Genomic DNA, 16906 nt, shown 5'->3' on the forward strand with positions numbered 1-16906 from the left:
TTGAGTTTTCATCTTCAAGGGCAGAGACGATGGGCAAACGAATTCTGGTGATTCTCGGCCATCCCTCGAGCAACAGCTTCTGCGCCGCACTGGCGCAGCGCTACGTACAGTCGGCGTTGCGCGCCGGGCACGAGGTGCGCCAGCTGTTTCTGGGTCGAATGAATTTCGATCCGGTGCTGCGTGAAGGTTATCGACAGGTCCAGCCACTGGAACGTGACTTGCGCCACGCCCAGGCTGATATTCTGTGGGCCGAGCAACTGACGCTGGTCTATCCGATCTGGTGGGGCGGGGTTCCGGCCTTGCTCAAGGGCTTTTTCGATCGGGTGTTCCTGCCCGGCTTCGCCTTCAAGTACCGCGAAGGCAAAGCCTTTCCCGACAAACTCCTGCGCGGTCGCAGCGCGCATTTACTGGTGACCATGGACACGCCACCCTGGTATTACCGCTGGATCTATCGCATGCCCGGGCTGCACCAGATCCGCAAGACCACCCTCGCCTTCTGCGGTATCGAACCGCGGCGCACGTTGACGTTCGGCCCGATTCTTGGTGCAAGCGACGGTCAGCGTGAAACCTGGCTGCGACAAGCCGAGGCTATCGCCCGCCGCTGAGTGTTCCGATAATGCGTCGGGCGTCACCACCGAGAAAAAGGACTTTTCATGTACATCGGCCAAGCCGCGCAACGTTCCGGAGCGACGATCAAGAGCATCCGCCATTACGAGTCGATCGGCCTGCTGCCTCCCGCTCAGCGGCAAGGCAAATACCGCGTCTATGACCAGTCAAGCATCGACCTGCTGATCTTGATCAAATGCGCTCAACAACTGGGTTTCCGGCTCAAGGAGATGCAGGCGATTTTTGCCGGGCATCAAGGACAGGCGATGCCATGGGTATTGGTGCGGCAAGCCATCGATGCCAAGAAGCACGAAATCAGCGAGCGGATCGCTGCGCTTAGCCTTCAACACGAGCAACTGGTCGAGTTTGAAGTCAACCTTGAACAGGCCCGGGCAGATTGCCCATTGGAAAATCTTTGAGGGCAATGCGCGTTTCTGGACAGCTCAATGTCGAGCACAGACAACTGACCAGTGCATGGGCGCTATAGGGTGCAACTTCAGTTCTCTAGTCCACTGTCCCGGAGTCCACATGACCGCACCGATTACCGTCCTTCGCGATACCCACCCACTGCCGGTGCTCGACGCCTGCAAATGGGAAAAACTCGAAGGCGACCCGCACACCGTCAACCTCAATGCCTACACCAGTGAAGACGGCAGCAAGATCATGGGCACCTGGATCTGCACGCCGGGCAAGTGGTACGTGGAATACGTGAAGTGGGAATACTGCGATTTCCGCGAAGGCTATTGCATCATCACCCCGGAAGGGAAAGAGCCGATCCACTTGCGTGCCGGTGATATTTTTGTCATCGAGCCAGGCATGAAAGGCACCTGGGAAGTGGTTGAAACCGTACGTAAGTATTTCGTGTTTGCCTGATTCAAAAAACCGGGGGACCACCCGACGTGGTCTCCCGGCAAATAGTGTTGCACGATCTTGTGGCGAGCCCCCTCGCCACAATCCCGGAAGTCCCCTTATTGGGGTTTGCGATAGCTGTTGATAATCGCCGAGAAGTCTTTACCACCCTCCCCACGCTGGCTCATCGCCTGATACAACTGCTGTGCCACCGCGCCGAGCATCACCGGTTGGTGCGCCTGACGTGCCGCTTCCGTGGCCAGCCCCAGATCCTTGAGCATCAGTTCAGCACCGAAACCGCCGGTATATCCGCGCGACGCGGGCGCTGTTTCGACGATGCCCGGCCATGGGTTGTACATCTCCGAACTCCAGCAACGCCCGGTGGAACTGTTGATGATCCCGGCCAGCACCTTGGTGTCGATCCCGAGGGCATCGCCCAGCGCCATGGCTTCGCTGACGCCGACCATGGAAATCCCCAGCAACAGGTTGTTGCAGATCTTGGCGATTTGCCCAGTGCCGACTTCGCCGCAATGAACAATGTTTCGGCCCATTTGCGCCAGCACCGGTTGAAGGGTGGCGAACAGTTCAGGCGTGGCGCCGACCATGAAGGTCAGTGTGCCGGCCGCCGCTCCGCCCGTCCCGCCAGACACCGGCGCATCCGCCATCGCCACGCCTTGCTTGGCGGCAGCTGCGGCGACATCGCGCGCGGTCTGCGGATCGATGGTGCTGCAATCCACCGCAGGCACACCTTTGCCGATACCGGCGAGCACGCCGTCTTCACCCAGCCACACGCTGCGCACATGCACAGCGGCAGGCAGCATGGTGATCACCATTTCTGCGTCTTGAGCCGCTTCACGCGCCGAAGCGCTGATGTTGCCGCCAAGTTGCTCAAGCTCAGCCAGAACGGTCTTGTTCAGATCGACCAGCCGCAGCGAGTGGCCAGCCTTGATCAGGTTGCGCGCCATCGGCGCGCCCATGTTGCCGAGACCGATAAAAGCGATTTTCATGTCCGGCTCCTTAACGCAAGTTGATGGTGGTGTTCACACCGTCGTTGACGCTGTTGTCATCGAACCAGCGACTGGTGACGGTCTTGGTCTGAGTGTAGAACTGCACCACTTGCTTGCCATACGGACCGAGGTCGCCAAGCTTGGAGCCGCGCGAACCGGTAAAGCTGAAGAACGGGACTGGCACCGGAATCGGAATGTTGATGCCGACCTGACCGACGTCGATTTCGCTCTGGAACTTGCGCGCTGCCGCACCGCTTTGGGTGAACAGGCCCGTGCCGTTGCCGAACGGGTTGGCGTTGACCAGGGCGATGGCCTCATCGAGGGTCGCGACTTCCAGCACGACAAGCACCGGGCCGAAGATTTCCTGGGTGTAGATCTGCATGTCGGGGGTTACGCCAGAGAACAGGGTCGGGCCGACAAAGTTGCCCTGCTCGAAGCCTGGAACCGTGATGTCGCGACCGTCCAGCTCAAGCTTGGCGCCTTCCTTGATGCCGCTCTCGATCAGCTCGAGAATTCGTGCCTTGGCCCGCTTGGAAATCACCGGCCCCACATCAGTGCCCGGCTCGCTGCCTGCGTTCACTTTGAGTTTCTGTGCCAACGCCTTCAGGTCTGGCAGCCATTGCTTGGCCGCACCCACCAGCACCACTACCGAGGTGGCCATGCAACGTTGACCGGCCGCACCGAAACCGGCGCCGACCAAAGCATTCAGCGCTTGTTCGCGATTGGCGTCCGGCAGCACAACGGCGTGGTTCTTCGCGCCCATCATCGATTGCACGCGCTTGCCGTGTTTGCCGGCTAGGTCATAGACGTGAGTGCCGACCGCGGTCGAACCGACGAAGGACACAGCCTTGATGTCCTTGTGAGTGCAGAGCGCATCCACCACGTCTTTACCGCCATGAACAACGTTGAGCACGCCGGCCGGAACGCCGGCCTCGATCGCCAGTTCAACCAGCAGCATGGTCGACATCGGGTCCTGTTCGGACGGCTTGAGGACAAAGGTGTTGCCGCAAGCGATGGCCATCGGGAACATCCACAGCGGAATCATCGCCGGGAAGTTGAACGGGGTAATGCCGGCGCACACGCCGATTGGCTGACGCAGGGTGTAGGTATCGACGCCGCCCGCGACGTTCTCGGCGAATTCGCCCATTTGCAGGCTGCCGATGGAGCACGCGTGCTCGACCACTTCCAGGCCACGGAAGATGTCGCCTTCCGCGTCGGCGATGGTTTTGCCTTGCTCGTTGCTGAGCACCACGGCGATGCGTTTGGAGTGTTCACGAATCAACGCCTGGAGCTTGAGCATGATGCGCATCCGCGCGCCGATCGGCGTCAGCTTCCAGGTCTGGAAGGCGCGATGGGCGGCGCTGATCGCGGCGTCGACTTCTTGCGCGGTGGCAAACGGAACCTTGGCCAGCACTTGCTGGGTCGCCGGGTTGACGATGTCGTGCCACTCGGTGGTCTGCGACTCGACCCACTCGCCGTCGATCAACAACTTGACCTTCTGCACAGTGGTTTCGTTTGGCGTGAGCGTTGCGTTCATATTGGGTCTCCGGGAAATTGTTCTTATGTAGAGAGCTATCTGGGGAGAAGGCGAAGAGTCGCCTTGCAATGAAGCGGTTGCCGCGAATTGATTATCCGGCTGTTCCTGGAGTATAGATGTGCAAACTTCTGATAAGAACGCACATAAAAGCCGGTCCATCATGCAAAAAAACATCACGTCTTTAGGCTCGTTGAACTGGGATGACCTCAAGTTTTTCCTCGAGGTCTCCCGTACCCGCAAGGCTAGCACCGCAGCCAAGCGCCTGGCGGTGGACTACACCACGGTCTCGCGGCGCATCAGTTCACTGGAAGCCGCGCTGGGTACCTTGCTGTTCGAGAAATCCCGGACCAGCGGTTTTGTCCTGACCGCCGAAGGTCAACGTCTGCTCGGTTATGCCGAATCGATTGAAAGCACCCTGCACATGGCCTGCGAACAGGTTTCAGGTTCCGGCGTGGCGTTGTCTGGACATGTGCGCATGGGCTGCACCGAAGGTTTCGGCAGCTTTTTCATCACCCCGCAGCTGAGCCATTTCGTCGATGGCTACCCGGCGATCTCGGTCGACATCCTGCCGCTACCGCACTTCATCAGCCTGTCCAAGCGTGAGGCGGATATCGTCATCGCCCTGGAGCGTCCGGAGCACGGTCCTTACGTCTGCTGCAAGCTCTGCGACTACAAACTGCAGCTCTACGCGACTCAGGACTATCTGGACAAGCACCCACCGATTCGCCGGCCCGCAGACTTGAGCAAACATCAATTCATCAGTTATGTGGACGACCTGGCCTTCAGCTCGGAGCTGCTGTACCTGGCGAACGTTTTGCCTGGCGCCAGCGCCAATCTGCGCAGCACCAGCGTGATCGCCCAATTCGTCGCAGCACAACAAGGGCGCTCACTGGCAATTCTGCCGTGCTTCCTGGCGGCTCAAGACCCGCGCTTGCTGCCGGTGTTACCGGAGGAGATCCACATTACCCGGCAGTTCTGGATGTACTGCCGGGAGGATCTGAGGAAGCTCAAGCGGATCACGTTGTTGTGGGATTACATCCGCGAGGTGACTGAGCAGAATCAGAGCCTGTTGATGGGCGAAAGCCGGGAGATGCTGTTCGCCGATTAACCGGCGCTCACCACGATCGACACTCGACGGTTTTCGGTGCGGCCTGCGGCGGTGTTGTTGGAGGCCACCGGTTCATTGCTGCCCAGACCACGCAACTGGATATTTTCTTCTTTCATGCCGACCGTTGTCAGGACTTTGCCGACACTTTTCGCGCGGCGCAGGGACAGCGTCTGGTTATAGGATTCTTTGCCCGATGCATCGGTATGACCATCGACCCGCACGCGCTCGATGCCGACCGCGAGCAAGGCCTTGCCGATGCGTTCGACGATCTCGGTGCTGGCGGCGTTCAGGCCATCGTCGTCGCTGCCAAACAGCACTTTGCCGGACAAGCCAAACGCCCAGCCCTCATCGGTCAGTTCGAAGCCCTGTTGTTTGAGCACGGAAATTTGGCCCGGGGTCAGGCCCTTTTGGGGTGCCGTCTGGCAACCGGCCAATGCCAGCAAGGCCATGAACAGGCTGATCGTGAAAAAACGCAGGGAATGTCGAGTGATCGAAAACAAAGCTGTCAGCTCCTGGATTGAACATGGGCGACAGGGTGCTCCGACCCTGCCGTGTGTTGCGCGCCTCGGGAAACACGCTTGGCTTGGTACATGGCCGCGTCGGCGGCATTGAGCAGAGCGCCCGGTGTGGAACCATGATCTGGATACACGGCGATGCCGATACTCAGAGAGGTCAACACATGGGTGCTGCCCGGCAGCAGGATCGGCATTTCCATGCTGGCCAGGATCTTGTCGGCAATCCGTTCCGCGTCTTCGATTTTGTGCAGCGGTGTCAGTAACACGGCAAACTCATCGCCGCCCAGACGCGCGACCAGGTCCTCTTCGCGCAACTGCGCACGAACCCTGTTGGCGACGGCAATCAACACGGCGTCACCGGCGGCATGACCGAAGCCATCATTGATTTCCTTGAAACGATCGCTGTCGAGAAACAGCACGGCCACCCGCTCGTTGAGCTTGTTGGCATTACGCAACGCACGGATCAGACGACCTTCGAAAAACGCCCGATTCGGCAATCCGGTGAGGCTGTCGTGGCTGGCCTGGTGCGCCAGGGTTTCGTTTTCGCTTTGCAGGTGGGTCTGCCAGGATTCGAGTTCACCGAGCAACGCATTGAAGTCATTGCCCAGGTTATCGAGTTCAGCGATCTCGGCGGGTGGCACACGCCGGTCGAAGGCTCGGTCGCTGCGGGCAGCGTGCGCGACGGTAGCGAGACGGCGCAGCGGACCGGTAATTGAGCGAAGTTGTCGGCGGGCCAGATAGAGTGCGACCCAGGCACTGATGGCCGTGCACAGCACGATACCCACCAGACCGCTGAGCAAGAAACGCAGCAGGCTGCCGCCGTGACCGGTGAGCTGGATGCTACCGACTTCCCGACCTTGATGAACGATCGGCATGACGATGGGTTTTTCCAGAAACGTTTTCGCAATCTGCAATTCCAGGTCGGAGAACAAGCCGCTGTCCGGTCGCTGCCAGCGCGCCAGTAGCCGACCCTTTTCATCCAGCACCTGAGCGTCGGCGACTTCTTCCGTGGAGGCGATCAACGCCAGCGCCTCAGTGGCCGCCGCTTTGTCGTTGAACACCACTGCAGCCTCCACCGTGTAATTGATCGAACGCGCGATCAGGTGCAGGTTGTGGTCGGCATACACCCGCAAGGCCAGCACACCCAACAATGTCAGGGAAATGCTCGCCATGGCCACGCCGACCAGCGCGACGATCAAGTGCCCGCGGCCGATGACCGAGCGCAAGGTGGGGCGATCACCCGGCGTGAATAGAATCATGGCGCCGCCGGCTTGCGGCGGGACAATTGCAGCACACTGGGGTGAATGCGTACGCCGCTGCGGGCGACGGAGTCGAGGTTGACCTCGAAAGACACCTGATCATCACTGACCCGCAGGCAAAACAGGCTGCCGACAGTGCACTGATCGTCGCTTTCGCTGATGCTCAGCACTGGGCGTTCTGTCAACGAGGCAAAGAGTCGACTGCGCTCATCACTGGTGAGCTTGCCGATGTACACCGCATCGCACGCATCGACAATCGATGGGTTGTCGGCCAAATACCGTTGTACGGTGACGGGTCGGCCAGTGGCCTGGGTCGTGCCTTTGACCAGGTCGTCGGTGTACTCGGTGGGGCCGACCACGCACAGGCGTAATTGGGCGGGCTCAACTGGCCAGCGCGCATAACTGAGAATCCCGAGGACGACCTGAGTAACCGATTTGGCGCGTTGATCGGCCATGCTCCCCAGGGTTTGCGCCTGAGCGAAAACCACGCCGGTCAGCAAGCAGAGAACACCTGCAAGCAGCATTTGCTTGCAGCCAACGACGCGTCCTGTCGTCCGGACAGCCACCTTCATGCAGGATTCTCTTCGATACAGAAACGAAATGATGCCGCAACGATAGCATAGGGTCGGGACACCAGCGAGGACGCGTGCGGCACCGATTTAGCCTGTTCCGTCGTCCTGCGCTGCCCCTTCAATGACTCGGCTCGACGCCCTCTTCCCATTCCAGCATCAACCCGCTCAAGCGCTTGACCTTGCGTCGCACGGCTTCTTCAAACACCCCGGCTCGCGGCTCGATCAGAGTAAACCAGTGCTTGGCCCGGGTGATCCCGGTGTAGATCAGTTCCTTGGTAAGCACAGGGTTTAGCGCATCCGGCAGAATCAACGCCGTGTGGGCAAACTCCGAACCCTGGGATTTGTGCACGGTCATCGCGTACACGGTTTCAACGTCATTGAGTCGGCTCGGCAGGACGAAGCGCACACCGCCCTGACCATCGTTGCGCGGGAACGCTACACGCAGCACATGTTTCCCTGGCTCCAGTCCATCGCGCTCCGGCAGTTTGAGGGCAATGCCGATGTCACCGTTCATCAATCCCAGGCCATAGTCATTGCGAGTCATGAGCACCGGCCGACCTTCGTACCATTGCTGATCGCTGTCGATCAGTCGAGCCTTAAGCAGCGCGGCAGTAACTCGCTGATTCAAACCCTCCACGCCCCATGGCCCCTTGCGTACGGCGCACAACAACTGGAAGGCGTCGAAAGCCTGCAACACCTGACGCGCCCAATCGGTCCAGCGTGGATCATCGAGCGAGCTGTCGAGCGGCGGGCGCTGGCTGCGCAGCAGGTGCAGGTAATGACGATAGCCTTGCGGCCCTTCGCCATGGCCTTCAAGCAGCAAGCGCTCGAGCGCCCGATCATGCTCGCCTTTGAGGGACAGAGAAAACACATCTTCGTGGCTTCGGGCCTCCAGCAGTTTGCGGGCTTCTTCCGGTTGCTGCTGGTTGACCCAACGCGCCAACTGACCAATCCCGCTGCCCTCTCCGAATCGGCGCGAGTGACGGAGCATCACAACTTGCTGGGCAAGGGGATGAGCACCGTCGGTGTCCTCCCGCAAACCGCTGGCGCTCAGGCTTTCGCCACTGATGGACTCAAGCCACTGCCGAGTTTGCGGGCTGTACCAGCCAGCCTCGGCGTCGCGACACAGATCGCCCAGCACCGCGCCCGCCTCCACCGAGGCGAGTTGATCCTTGTCACCGAGCAACACCAGCCGGGCATGGGCCGGCATCGCGTCGAGTAGATTGGCCATCATTTCCAGGTCGATCATCGAGGCTTCGTCCACCACCAGGACATCCAGCGGCAAGCGATTACCTGCGTGGTGACGGAAGTGTCGGGTGCCGGGGCGACTGCCAAGCAAGCGGTGCACGGTGGTGACGTCAGACGGGATTTTGTCTCTTACGGAGTCTGCAACTTCCAGTGTCCGGACTTGCTGGCTGATGGATTCCGTCAGCCGCGCCGCCGCTTTGCCGGTAGGCGCCGCCAGACGAATGCGTAGCGGCTTGCCCGCCGCCACTGCTGGCGCCTGGAGCAACGCCAGCAACCGCACGACCGTGGTTGTCTTGCCGGTGCCCGGGCCGCCGGTGACGATGCTGAACGCGCTGCGGGTGGCCAAGGCGCAGGCAAGTTTCTGCCAGTCGATCACTTCACCGGGCTTAGCCGGACCGAACAGACCCGTGAGGCGTTCGAACAGGTCATTCGGCGTAGTTTCATGCTCAGTCAGGCGCAAGCGCAGGGCATTGTCGATGCGCCTTTCGTACGCCCAGTAGCGGCGCAGGTACAAGCGCTTGCCTGACAGCACCAAGGGCCGTGATTGCGCCTCCTCGCGACCATCGACGGCCAGCGCTACCAGGCGACTGGACGCCAGGACCTTGCACCAATGCGCGCCGTCCAGCGCTTCAAGCAGTTGCGATGGCAACAACATCGCACCACTTTGCACATCGCCTTCCGGCGGTAGCGACAACGCGAAGTCCGGCTCTTTCAGCGTTTCGAACAGATCCAGGCAGACATGGCCGTGCCCCAGTTGGTGACTGGTCAACGCAGCGGCGAGCAGCACCAACGGATCATCGTCGGGCGCGAGCTCGTGGAGGAAGGCGACAAAGGCCTTGTCCAGCGCCCGCAGCCAGCCACGTTCCACCCAGCGCGTCAGCAACAGCAGCAAATCATCTGCCCGAGTCAGGGGCGCCAGGTCCGCCAGGCTTTCGGCTGCCAATGGCGTGGGCAGCAAATCGGCGAAGGTGCGACTCATAACAGTTCTCCCTGTTCCCAGGCGGGCTCGGCCTTGGGTTCCGGCTTGCCTTGGAACAGCCGGTCAAGGCGCTCGATCAGCTCTCTGGGTGGGCGGGCGAAAAACGCCCCTTGGGTGGGTGCCCGCGTGCCACGCAGGAACAGGTACAGCGCACCACCGACATGCCGGTCGTAATCGTAATCCGGCAACCGCGCCTTCAGCTGGCGGTGCAGGGCCAACAGGTACAGCACGTATTGCAGGTCGTAACGATTGTCGAGAATCGACTGCTCCATGGCCTGCTCGGTGTAGGACGCGTCATCGGGCCCCAGCCAATTGGATTTGTAGTCGGCAACGTAGTATCGGCCGTCGTGTTCGAATGTCAGGTCGATGAAGCCCTTGAACATGCCATTGAGCAATACCGGTTCGGCGGCCACCCGGGCGACGCCGTTGTGGGTGTGCTGGCGCACCAGCTCGTCGAGCTTGAGCACATCGACTTTATGACTGGCGAACCAGAACTCCATCTCGACGCGGTATTGAGTGAGCTGCTCGAAAACGACCGGCGGCTGCCCACAGCCAATGGGCAATGCAGACTTGAGCAAGTGTTGCAGCCAATCGCTCAGCGTGGTGATCCAGCCTTCCCAGCCTCGGCGATTGCAGCGACGGGCAACGGCGTCTTCCACAACTTGCGGAGCCGCGCAGAACCCTTCATCGCCGGCCCACTCCAGCAAACCATGGAGAAAGGTCCCGGGGTTCGGGCCACGGGGGAAGCGATGAATATCAGCGCCACCGGCAACAACTTCTCGCGGCGCTTGCGGATCGAGGCGCTCGTCGTCAAAGAGCTTTTGCGCTTGCGGATTCTCCGGGGCTTCGTCACTGCCCACGCTCAGAATGTCGCCGATACGCAAGGCGCTGTAGGAGGCGATCCACCAGTTTTCGCTCGCTTTGCGCTTGGGTATCAGCGGCGCAAGCAACCTCGCTTCATTGCGTGGCGGATGATAATGGTCGGCTGTCGTCTCCGGCATTTCTCCACAGTTCAGTGCCGGGCAGCCTTGCTGAAGGTCTTCCAGCCAGCGTTTCAAGCCTGCGGATTCGGTCAGTGGAGCACCGCCACCCAGCAAATAACCCAATGCAGAAAGGTGCAGCACCGAGCTGTTGTTATTGCCGCGCTTGAGATCGGTCACGCCGAGCCAGCAGGCATGTTGTGCACGGGTCAGGGCGACATAGAGCAACCGCAGGTCTTCGGCCAGACGCTCATCGTCGGCGAGAGCAATCAACTCGGCAGTCGGCTTCAAGGTCACTTGAGCCTTGCCGTTTGCGTCGTGGAAATGCAGCGGTAAACGGCTGCCATCTACCGGTTTTGCCGAGCAGATGAACGGCAGGAACACCAACGGATATTCCAGCCCCTTGGACTTGTGAATGGTCACGACCTTGACCAGTTGCTCATCGCTTTCCAGGCGCAGGATCTGTTCTTCACCGGCCTGACCGGACAATGCCAAATGCTCGGACAGATGACGAATCAGCGCTTGCTCCCCATCGAGTTCGGCAGAGGCCTGCTGCAACAACTCCGACAAGTGCAACAAATTGGTCAAGACGCGTTCGCCGTCATTGCGCGCGATCAACGCCTCGGGTAACTGGAAGTCATGCAACAGGCGCCGCAACATGGGCAACACACCTTGCTTGCGCCACAGTTCGCGATATCCGCGAAACTGCATGACCCGCGCCTCCCAGGCCAGCTCGTCTTGATTCAGACGCTCCAGTTCAGCCAGGGAAAGGTTCAGCGTGATGCAAGCCAGCGCGGCTCGAAGTGGCCGCTCGACATCCGGCTCGGCGCAAGCCTTGAGCCAGGTCAGCAGGTCGTGGGCTTCCTGAGCGGCGAATACCGAGTCCTTGTCCGAGAGGTAAACGCTGCGCACGCCACGAGCAGAGAGTTCGCCACGCACGGCCTGGGCCTCTTTACCGTCACGGACCAGGATCGCGATGTCGGCAGGCAAAAGGCGTCTGAAATCCTTGCCGTCCTCAATGAAACCCGCCCGACCTGCTTCGCCCCCATTGAGCAACGCGGTGATTTCACTGGCACAGGTGGCGGCGAGTTGTTGTCGATACACCACACCTGACAATGGCTGCTCGGCGGACAGGCGCCAGATGTTCAGGGCGGGGACGACTTGGCCATCAACCTGCAGAACTTCTTTGCGACCTTGGGATTCGACGGGCTGGAACGGCACTGGATTCTCGCCGTTCTTTTCACGAAACAGGAACGCGCCGCGTCCCAGCTCACGAGACTCGGCACGCTCGAATACGTGGTTGACCGCACTGACCATGCCGTGGCTGGAACGGAAGTTGGTTCCCAGGGTATGCAAGCGGCCGGCAGTGGCCTGACGGGCGCGCAGGTAGGTATAAATGTCGGCACCGCGGAATGCGTAGATCGCTTGTTTGGGGTCGCCGATCAGAAACAGGCCGCATTCGGGATTGTTGTCTTCGATACGATAAATGCTTTCGAAAATCCGGTACTGCACCGGGTCGGTGTCCTGGAATTCATCGATCAGTGCCACCGGAAACTGCTCACGAATCAGGGTCGCGAGGCGCTCACCTCCATCGGACTGCAATGCCGCATCGAGGCGCAGCAGCATGTCATCGAACCCCATCTCCGCGCGGCGACGCTTTTCTTCCTCAAATCGTGCGCCCACCCAATGAGCGGCGTGCTGCAGGACCGCCGCGTCAGGGGTAGGCAACCCATCGAGGCAAGCCTTGAGACCGGGCATGGCGTCCAGCCCTGGGTGACGGGGTGCGTCTCCCTTCCAGGCTTCAGCCATGCCATGCGGGGTCAGACGAGTGAAGCCGGTGCCGATATCCAGCTGCTCCAGGGACTCATCTTCGGCCCAGGCCTTTATTTTTTCGAACCAGGGTTCGAAATAACGTGCCTGCATCTTTCGACCGTCGACGCTCTTGCTCGCAACGCCTTGGTGACAGAGAGCAAGCAGCTCGTCCGCCCATTGGCGCCAAGGCATCTTGAGCTCGAGCAAAGCAGTTCGTCGTTCCTGCAGGCACTCGGCGATGAGTTCGGCAGGCTCTTTACCTTCGACACTGTCCCGTTCGCTGGCGAATAAACCACGCACACGAGGCAATAACGCCGCCGGGCCTCCCCAATTATTTCGCACCCAGTTCAGGGCATCGCCTTGCATCGGATAACAGAACAGCCGCCAGTAATCGCGCAGCACTTCGCCCAGCAAATCGCTGTGATCGGTTTCAAGGGTTTGGGTAAACAGGCTGCCACTGTCGAATGCGTGCTCGCGCAACATGCGCTGGCACCAACTGTGGATGGTCGATACGGCGGCTTCATCCATCCACTGTGCGGCGATGTCCAGGCGGTTTGCGCAGCCTGACCACTGTTCCGGCAGATATTCATCACGCAGTTCAGCGATGAGGCTGTCGGGGGCCTTGATCTCCTCACGGAAGTACCGCGCGGCTTCAGCCAGACGTGTGCGAATACGTTCGCGCAACTCTTTGGTCGCGGCATCGGTGAATGTCACAACGAGGATTTGTGGCGGCAACAATTCACGCCCAAATCCACCCGATTCGCCACCGTGCCCGAGGACCAGACGCAGGTACAACGCGGAAATGGTGAAGGTCTTGCCAGTACCGGCGCTGGCTTCGATCAGTTGGCTGCCACTCAGGGGGAATGCCAGGGCCAGCGGAGTCTTCGTGGTCATGCGCGCGCCTCCTCGCTGTTCAACGAACGCCAGGGGGCTTCGAGCATCGGCTTATACAAAGTGTTGCACCAGTGGTGGAAAGTGTTCGCGGCAATCAGAGCATCGTAATCGGCGAATTGCCGAGCGAGTGCCGGGCTTTCACGGCGCTCGCCATCAGTGGTTTGACCGTCGCCTTCATAGGCTTTTCGAGCGGCGTCGTCGGCTTTGACCGGGTCTGTCTGGGAGAGCCAGGCAAAAGCTGTTTTCACCGCGATCGGCAGCGGTTGGCACATGCCTTTTTTCCATGCTTGTAACAGTTGGCCCAAGGTGCGCAATGCTACGTCCTTCTCCAACGGAGCCAGCAGCAAACTATCGTCACTGGCGACCAACGCCGTGGTCATCGACATGCCGCTGGCACAGGCAACCAAGTGATTGACCCACGGTCGCGTCAGGCGATGCCACTTGCGGGTCTTGATCGATCCAATGCTGTTGGGAATCGTGGTAACCGATAGCAAGCCGCCGTCTTCACGCTGATACAAGCCGCTGAGCCAGCCCTCCAGGCGCAGACCTTCCGGTTCCAGGCTCACTGGTAACGCACTGGTGAGCGCAGTTGGCCATAACGTCAGTAGTTGTTGGTAGCGTTGCAACAGATCCGGCAATGGTTCGATCAACTCTCGTTGTAGCGATTCGCCGAACCCGGCCATCGGCAGGAGACCACTGTTTTGCAGACGCTTTGCCTGCGTCTCAAGCGCCGAATCGACATGCGCCAATTGCCCCAGCGCCGCGCCAAGCAAACTGTCACTGAGGCTATAGCGCTGGAGTGCGTCGAGCACGAAGGGCTCTTCATCGGCCAAGGGCGCTTCAGCCGCTTCGAAAAACACCTTCAACCGCTGACTGAAAAAATGTCGCACTGGGTTGCGCAGGAAATCCTGCAATTGGCCGAGGCTCAGCGGTTCCTCTTGAATGTAGTCATCGAGAGTCTGAACATCCGTCGCCAGTTCACCGTTTTGATGCAGCACCTGCCACTCACTGGCGTAGCTGAACAGGTCGTCTCCTTCATGAAAATAGCGCGCGCTGAAGGGTTGCAGTGGGTGTTCTTGAGTCATGGCTTCAAGCAGGTCACTGCCGTTTGCTAATCGCCAGCCACTGGCGAGGTGGTCGCGAAGTTGGCCAATCAATACCGAAGCCGGGCGCTCACTGTTGTCCCGGATGCTGCGACCGACCCAGCTGATATACAGCTGGTTGCGAGCCGACAACAGCGCCTCCAGCAACAGATAGCGGTCATCCTCGCGTCGGGAACGATCACCCGGGCGGTAGTCGCTGCCCATCAGATCGAAGTCCAGCGGTGGTTGCGCTCGGGGGTAGTCGCCATCATTCATGCCGAGCAGGCAGACGAGTTTGAACGGGATCGCCCGCATCGGCATCAACGTGCAGAAATTGACTGCCCCAGCCAAAAAGCGCTGAGACAGGCGCCCTTGGTCGAGTCCTGCCAGCCACGCTTCACGGACCACGGTCAACGGCAGGTCATCATGCAAACCTACTGATTCGCAGGTCTCGAGCCAGGTTTCACGCAACTCTTCCAGTTGGGCCAGCAGGTAATCGTCATGCTCATTGCTGGCCTTGAAAAACAACTGCACCAACGCCTGCATCCTGGCGCCCCATTGCTTGGGTGGCGCCGATTGCGTGAGTTCCTGATGGGCAACCTCCAGCGCGTCAAGCAATGCAACCAAAGGACCGATGAGTGCGGCGTCGAGACCGCCAATCTCATCGTAAGGCTCAATTCCTTCGCAGGCACTGGCGCTGCCAACGGCGTAGCCGAGCAGCATCCGACGCAGGCCGAAACGCCAACTGTTTTGCTCCAGCGCTTCAGGCAATCCCAAACCCGCACGCTGCTCGGCATTCATGCCCCAGCGAATGCCGGCGCCTTCGATCCAGCGGTGCAGGGTCGGCAGATCACGCTCTTCTACACCGAAGCGAGCACGCAGCGCGGGAACATCCAGCAGGTCGAGAATCTCGCTGACAGGGAAGCGGCTGTCGGGGAGCTTCAGTAGATGTTCGACTGCAATGAGCAGCGGATCACGACCGCGCTGGCCTTGGTCCGCGAGCGTGAACGGTATGAAGCGCGGATCGAAGCGGTCGAGCTGACCGAACACTGCGCGGATATGCGGTGCGTAGCTGTCGATATCCGGAACCATCACAATCACGTCGCGCGGCTTCAACTCGGGATCAGCACTGAAGCGTGCAAGTAACTGGTCGTGGAGGATCTCCACTTCGCGCTGCGCGCTATGGGCGACGTGGAAGCGGATCGACTCGTCATGACTCAGATCGACGGCTGGCCACTGCTCGCGAGTCTCGTTCAGGGGACGTAACTCAAGGATGTCGTCTTGCAGTTGGTTGAGCATATTTCGTGGCTGGCTATCGCTGAACAAGTCGATGCGCCCATCACGAAATGCCGAACGATAGCTATTGGGGTCGTCGTAGCTATCGAGCAGATTAATGTAGTCCCGCCCCTGCTTGCCCCAGGCCGCCAATAGCGGATGGGCATACTGGTGAAGGGTTTGTGGATCGAGCACAACAGGCATGCCGCTCTTTCGGGCCTGGCGCTTGTATTGATGCCGTAACAGGTCTTTATCGGCGACGATGTCGGCCCAATGGTGACGACATGGGTTGTGTACGCAAAGCAAGACCTGGCTGAATCTGGCAAGTCCGGCCAGGGCTTCCAGGGCTTGAGCGGGGAGAGAGGAGATCCCAAAAACGATCACACGGGAAGGCAATCCTTTGGGCGCCACGTCGAGGCTGTTGATACGCTCAATAAATCTCTGATGCACTCCGGCACGACTTTGAGCCATGCCTTGCTCACCGACATCCAGCAACAACGCACGCCATAGTTCTGCCTGCCAACAATTGGCCGGGGTGAGCGGCTTGGCTTCGCCTCTGACATTTCGCAGCTGGTGACGACCTTCCGCCCAGTCCTCTAGCCAGTCGGCCCGGTACACCTGATATTGGTCGAACAGATCTGCCAGTCGCTCTGACAACTGGTAGCGCTTGCGTAGATCGGTGTCGTTGGTGAGGAAGCGTTGCAGCGGTTCGAAGTGCGGTTGATTGATCAGCTGCGGGAGCAGTCGCATCAGACGCCAAGTCAGTGGCGCTTTATCGAGCAGGGATTTGACCGGAATTTCATCACACCCCAGAACCATGCGATAAAGCTGCCACATGAAGCTGCCCGGTAATTGAACATCGATGGCCGCTGCAATTCCGCAGCCGCCCATATCGTCATCTTCCGGGTCTTCGGCCAACGCCAGTTTCAACCACTGGGCGATGCCATTACTCTGAACCAGAGCGATTTCATTTTCCAAGGGAGCTAGCGGGTAGTTCCGCATTACGCTGATCACCAGGCTACGCAGTTCATCCAGACTGTTGCTTTGAACCACCATAAAACCGGCATTGAGGGACGCAGCGTCCGGCATAAAAGCTTCCTTGGGAAATTACAAAATCTAGGGCCGAACCTTAGCACTGTCGGGAGACTGTGACAGCCGGAAGCCGTCTGAAGATGCTGTACGA

12 protein-coding genes are annotated in these 16906 nt (G+C 59.8%); 4 read left to right on the forward strand and 8 right to left on the reverse strand.

Annotation, left to right across the window (positions count from 1 at the left end):
* Window positions 1-29 precede the first annotated feature (29 nt).
* The 3 genes from ACM6I0_RS31420 to ACM6I0_RS31430 all read left to right on the forward strand — a co-directional run bounded on the left by ACM6I0_RS31420 (window position 30) and on the right by ACM6I0_RS31430 (window position 1479).
* On the forward strand, window positions 30-605 hold the full coding sequence (locus ACM6I0_RS31420; RefSeq protein WP_285430686.1) for an NAD(P)H-dependent oxidoreductase: 576 nt from the start codon (window positions 30-32) through the stop codon (window positions 603-605).
* Between the two features lie 48 nt (window positions 606-653).
* Window positions 654-1025: a MerR family transcriptional regulator gene (locus ACM6I0_RS31425; protein ID WP_285430685.1), complete on the forward strand. Its 372-nt coding sequence runs from the start codon at window positions 654-656 to the stop codon at window positions 1023-1025.
* Between the two features lie 109 nt (window positions 1026-1134).
* Window positions 1135-1479 (forward strand): cupin domain-containing protein, encoded by a 345-nt coding sequence (locus tag ACM6I0_RS31430; protein WP_007946320.1) that lies wholly within the window; start codon window positions 1135-1137, stop codon window positions 1477-1479.
* Between the two features lie 95 nt (window positions 1480-1574).
* Here the strand turns inward: ACM6I0_RS31430 and mmsB are convergent, their stop codons facing one another.
* The gene (mmsB, locus tag ACM6I0_RS31435) at window positions 1575-2462 is read right to left on the reverse strand and encodes a 3-hydroxyisobutyrate dehydrogenase (RefSeq protein ID WP_285430682.1); all 888 of its coding nucleotides are present in this window, start codon (window positions 2460-2462) and stop codon (window positions 1575-1577) included.
* Between the two features lie 10 nt (window positions 2463-2472).
* Window positions 2473-3999, reverse strand: a complete 1527-nt coding sequence (locus tag ACM6I0_RS31440) for a CoA-acylating methylmalonate-semialdehyde dehydrogenase (RefSeq protein ID WP_285430680.1) — start codon at window positions 3997-3999, stop codon at window positions 2473-2475.
* A 160-nt stretch (window positions 4000-4159) separates the two neighbouring features.
* Here ACM6I0_RS31440 and ACM6I0_RS31445 point away from each other — a divergent pair, with 160 nt between their 5' ends.
* Window positions 4160-5107: a LysR family transcriptional regulator gene (locus tag ACM6I0_RS31445; protein ID WP_414924093.1), complete on the forward strand. Its 948-nt coding sequence runs from the start codon at window positions 4160-4162 to the stop codon at window positions 5105-5107.
* On the opposite strand, the gene ACM6I0_RS31450 is transcribed toward ACM6I0_RS31445, so the two are convergent.
* From ACM6I0_RS31450 to recC, 6 genes are all read right to left on the reverse strand, one after another.
* Window positions 5104-5556, reverse strand: coding sequence for an OmpA family protein (locus tag ACM6I0_RS31450; protein WP_285430974.1), 453 nt, complete (start codon window positions 5554-5556; stop codon window positions 5104-5106). The genes ACM6I0_RS31445 and ACM6I0_RS31450 overlap by 4 nt on opposite strands.
* A gap of 56 nt (window positions 5557-5612) precedes the next feature.
* Window positions 5613-6881: a diguanylate cyclase domain-containing protein gene (locus ACM6I0_RS31455; RefSeq protein ID WP_285430676.1), complete on the reverse strand. Its 1269-nt coding sequence runs from the start codon at window positions 6879-6881 to the stop codon at window positions 5613-5615.
* Window positions 6878-7453, reverse strand: a complete 576-nt coding sequence (locus ACM6I0_RS31460) for a YfiR family protein (protein ID WP_285430674.1) — start codon at window positions 7451-7453, stop codon at window positions 6878-6880. The genes ACM6I0_RS31455 and ACM6I0_RS31460 overlap by 4 nt, the downstream gene beginning before the upstream one ends.
* A 118-nt stretch (window positions 7454-7571) precedes the next feature.
* Entirely contained in the window at window positions 7572-9680 is a 2109-nt protein-coding gene (recD, locus tag ACM6I0_RS31465; RefSeq protein WP_414924094.1) for an exodeoxyribonuclease V subunit alpha, read from the reverse strand.
* Window positions 9677-13366 (reverse strand): exodeoxyribonuclease V subunit beta, encoded by a 3690-nt coding sequence (recB, locus tag ACM6I0_RS31470; protein ID WP_414924095.1) that lies wholly within the window; start codon window positions 13364-13366, stop codon window positions 9677-9679. Before recB ends, recD begins: the two co-directional genes overlap by 4 nt.
* Entirely contained in the window at window positions 13363-16812 is a 3450-nt protein-coding gene (gene recC / locus ACM6I0_RS31475; RefSeq protein ID WP_414924096.1) for an exodeoxyribonuclease V subunit gamma, read from the reverse strand. The genes recB and recC overlap by 4 nt, the downstream gene beginning before the upstream one ends.
* Window positions 16813-16906: the final 94 nt, after the last annotated feature.

The organism is Pseudomonas sp. IT-P294 (assembly GCF_949767865.1).
Taxonomy (GTDB): Bacteria; Pseudomonadota; Gammaproteobacteria; order Pseudomonadales; family Pseudomonadaceae; genus Aquipseudomonas.

What these genes read in the sequence shown, in the direction of transcription:
- recC (WP_414924096.1), bottom strand. Translation starts at nt 16,812, where the DNA reads ATGCCGGACGCTGCGTCCCTCAATGCCGGTTTTATGGTGGTTCAAAGC.
- ACM6I0_RS31455 (WP_285430676.1), bottom strand. Translation starts at nt 6,881, where the DNA reads ATGATTCTATTCACGCCGGGTGATCGCCCCACCTTGCGCTCGGTCATC.
- ACM6I0_RS31425 (WP_285430685.1), top strand. Translation starts at nt 654, where the DNA reads ATGTACATCGGCCAAGCCGCGCAACGTTCCGGAGCGACGATCAAGAGC.
- ACM6I0_RS31460 (WP_285430674.1), bottom strand. Translation starts at nt 7,453, where the DNA reads ATGAAGGTGGCTGTCCGGACGACAGGACGCGTCGTTGGCTGCAAGCAA.
- ACM6I0_RS31430 (WP_007946320.1), top strand. Translation starts at nt 1,135, where the DNA reads ATGACCGCACCGATTACCGTCCTTCGCGATACCCACCCACTGCCGGTG.
- ACM6I0_RS31440 (WP_285430680.1), bottom strand. Translation starts at nt 3,999, where the DNA reads ATGAACGCAACGCTCACGCCAAACGAAACCACTGTGCAGAAGGTCAAG.
- ACM6I0_RS31420 (WP_285430686.1), top strand. Translation starts at nt 30, where the DNA reads ATGGGCAAACGAATTCTGGTGATTCTCGGCCATCCCTCGAGCAACAGC.
- recD (WP_414924094.1), bottom strand. Translation starts at nt 9,680, where the DNA reads ATGAGTCGCACCTTCGCCGATTTGCTGCCCACGCCATTGGCAGCCGAA.
- recB (WP_414924095.1), bottom strand. Translation starts at nt 13,366, where the DNA reads ATGACCACGAAGACTCCGCTGGCCCTGGCATTCCCCCTGAGTGGCAGC.
- ACM6I0_RS31450 (WP_285430974.1), bottom strand. Translation starts at nt 5,556, where the DNA reads ATGGCCTTGCTGGCATTGGCCGGTTGCCAGACGGCACCCCAAAAGGGC.
- ACM6I0_RS31445 (WP_414924093.1), top strand. Translation starts at nt 4,160, where the DNA reads ATGCAAAAAAACATCACGTCTTTAGGCTCGTTGAACTGGGATGACCTC.
- mmsB (WP_285430682.1), bottom strand. Translation starts at nt 2,462, where the DNA reads ATGAAAATCGCTTTTATCGGTCTCGGCAACATGGGCGCGCCGATGGCG.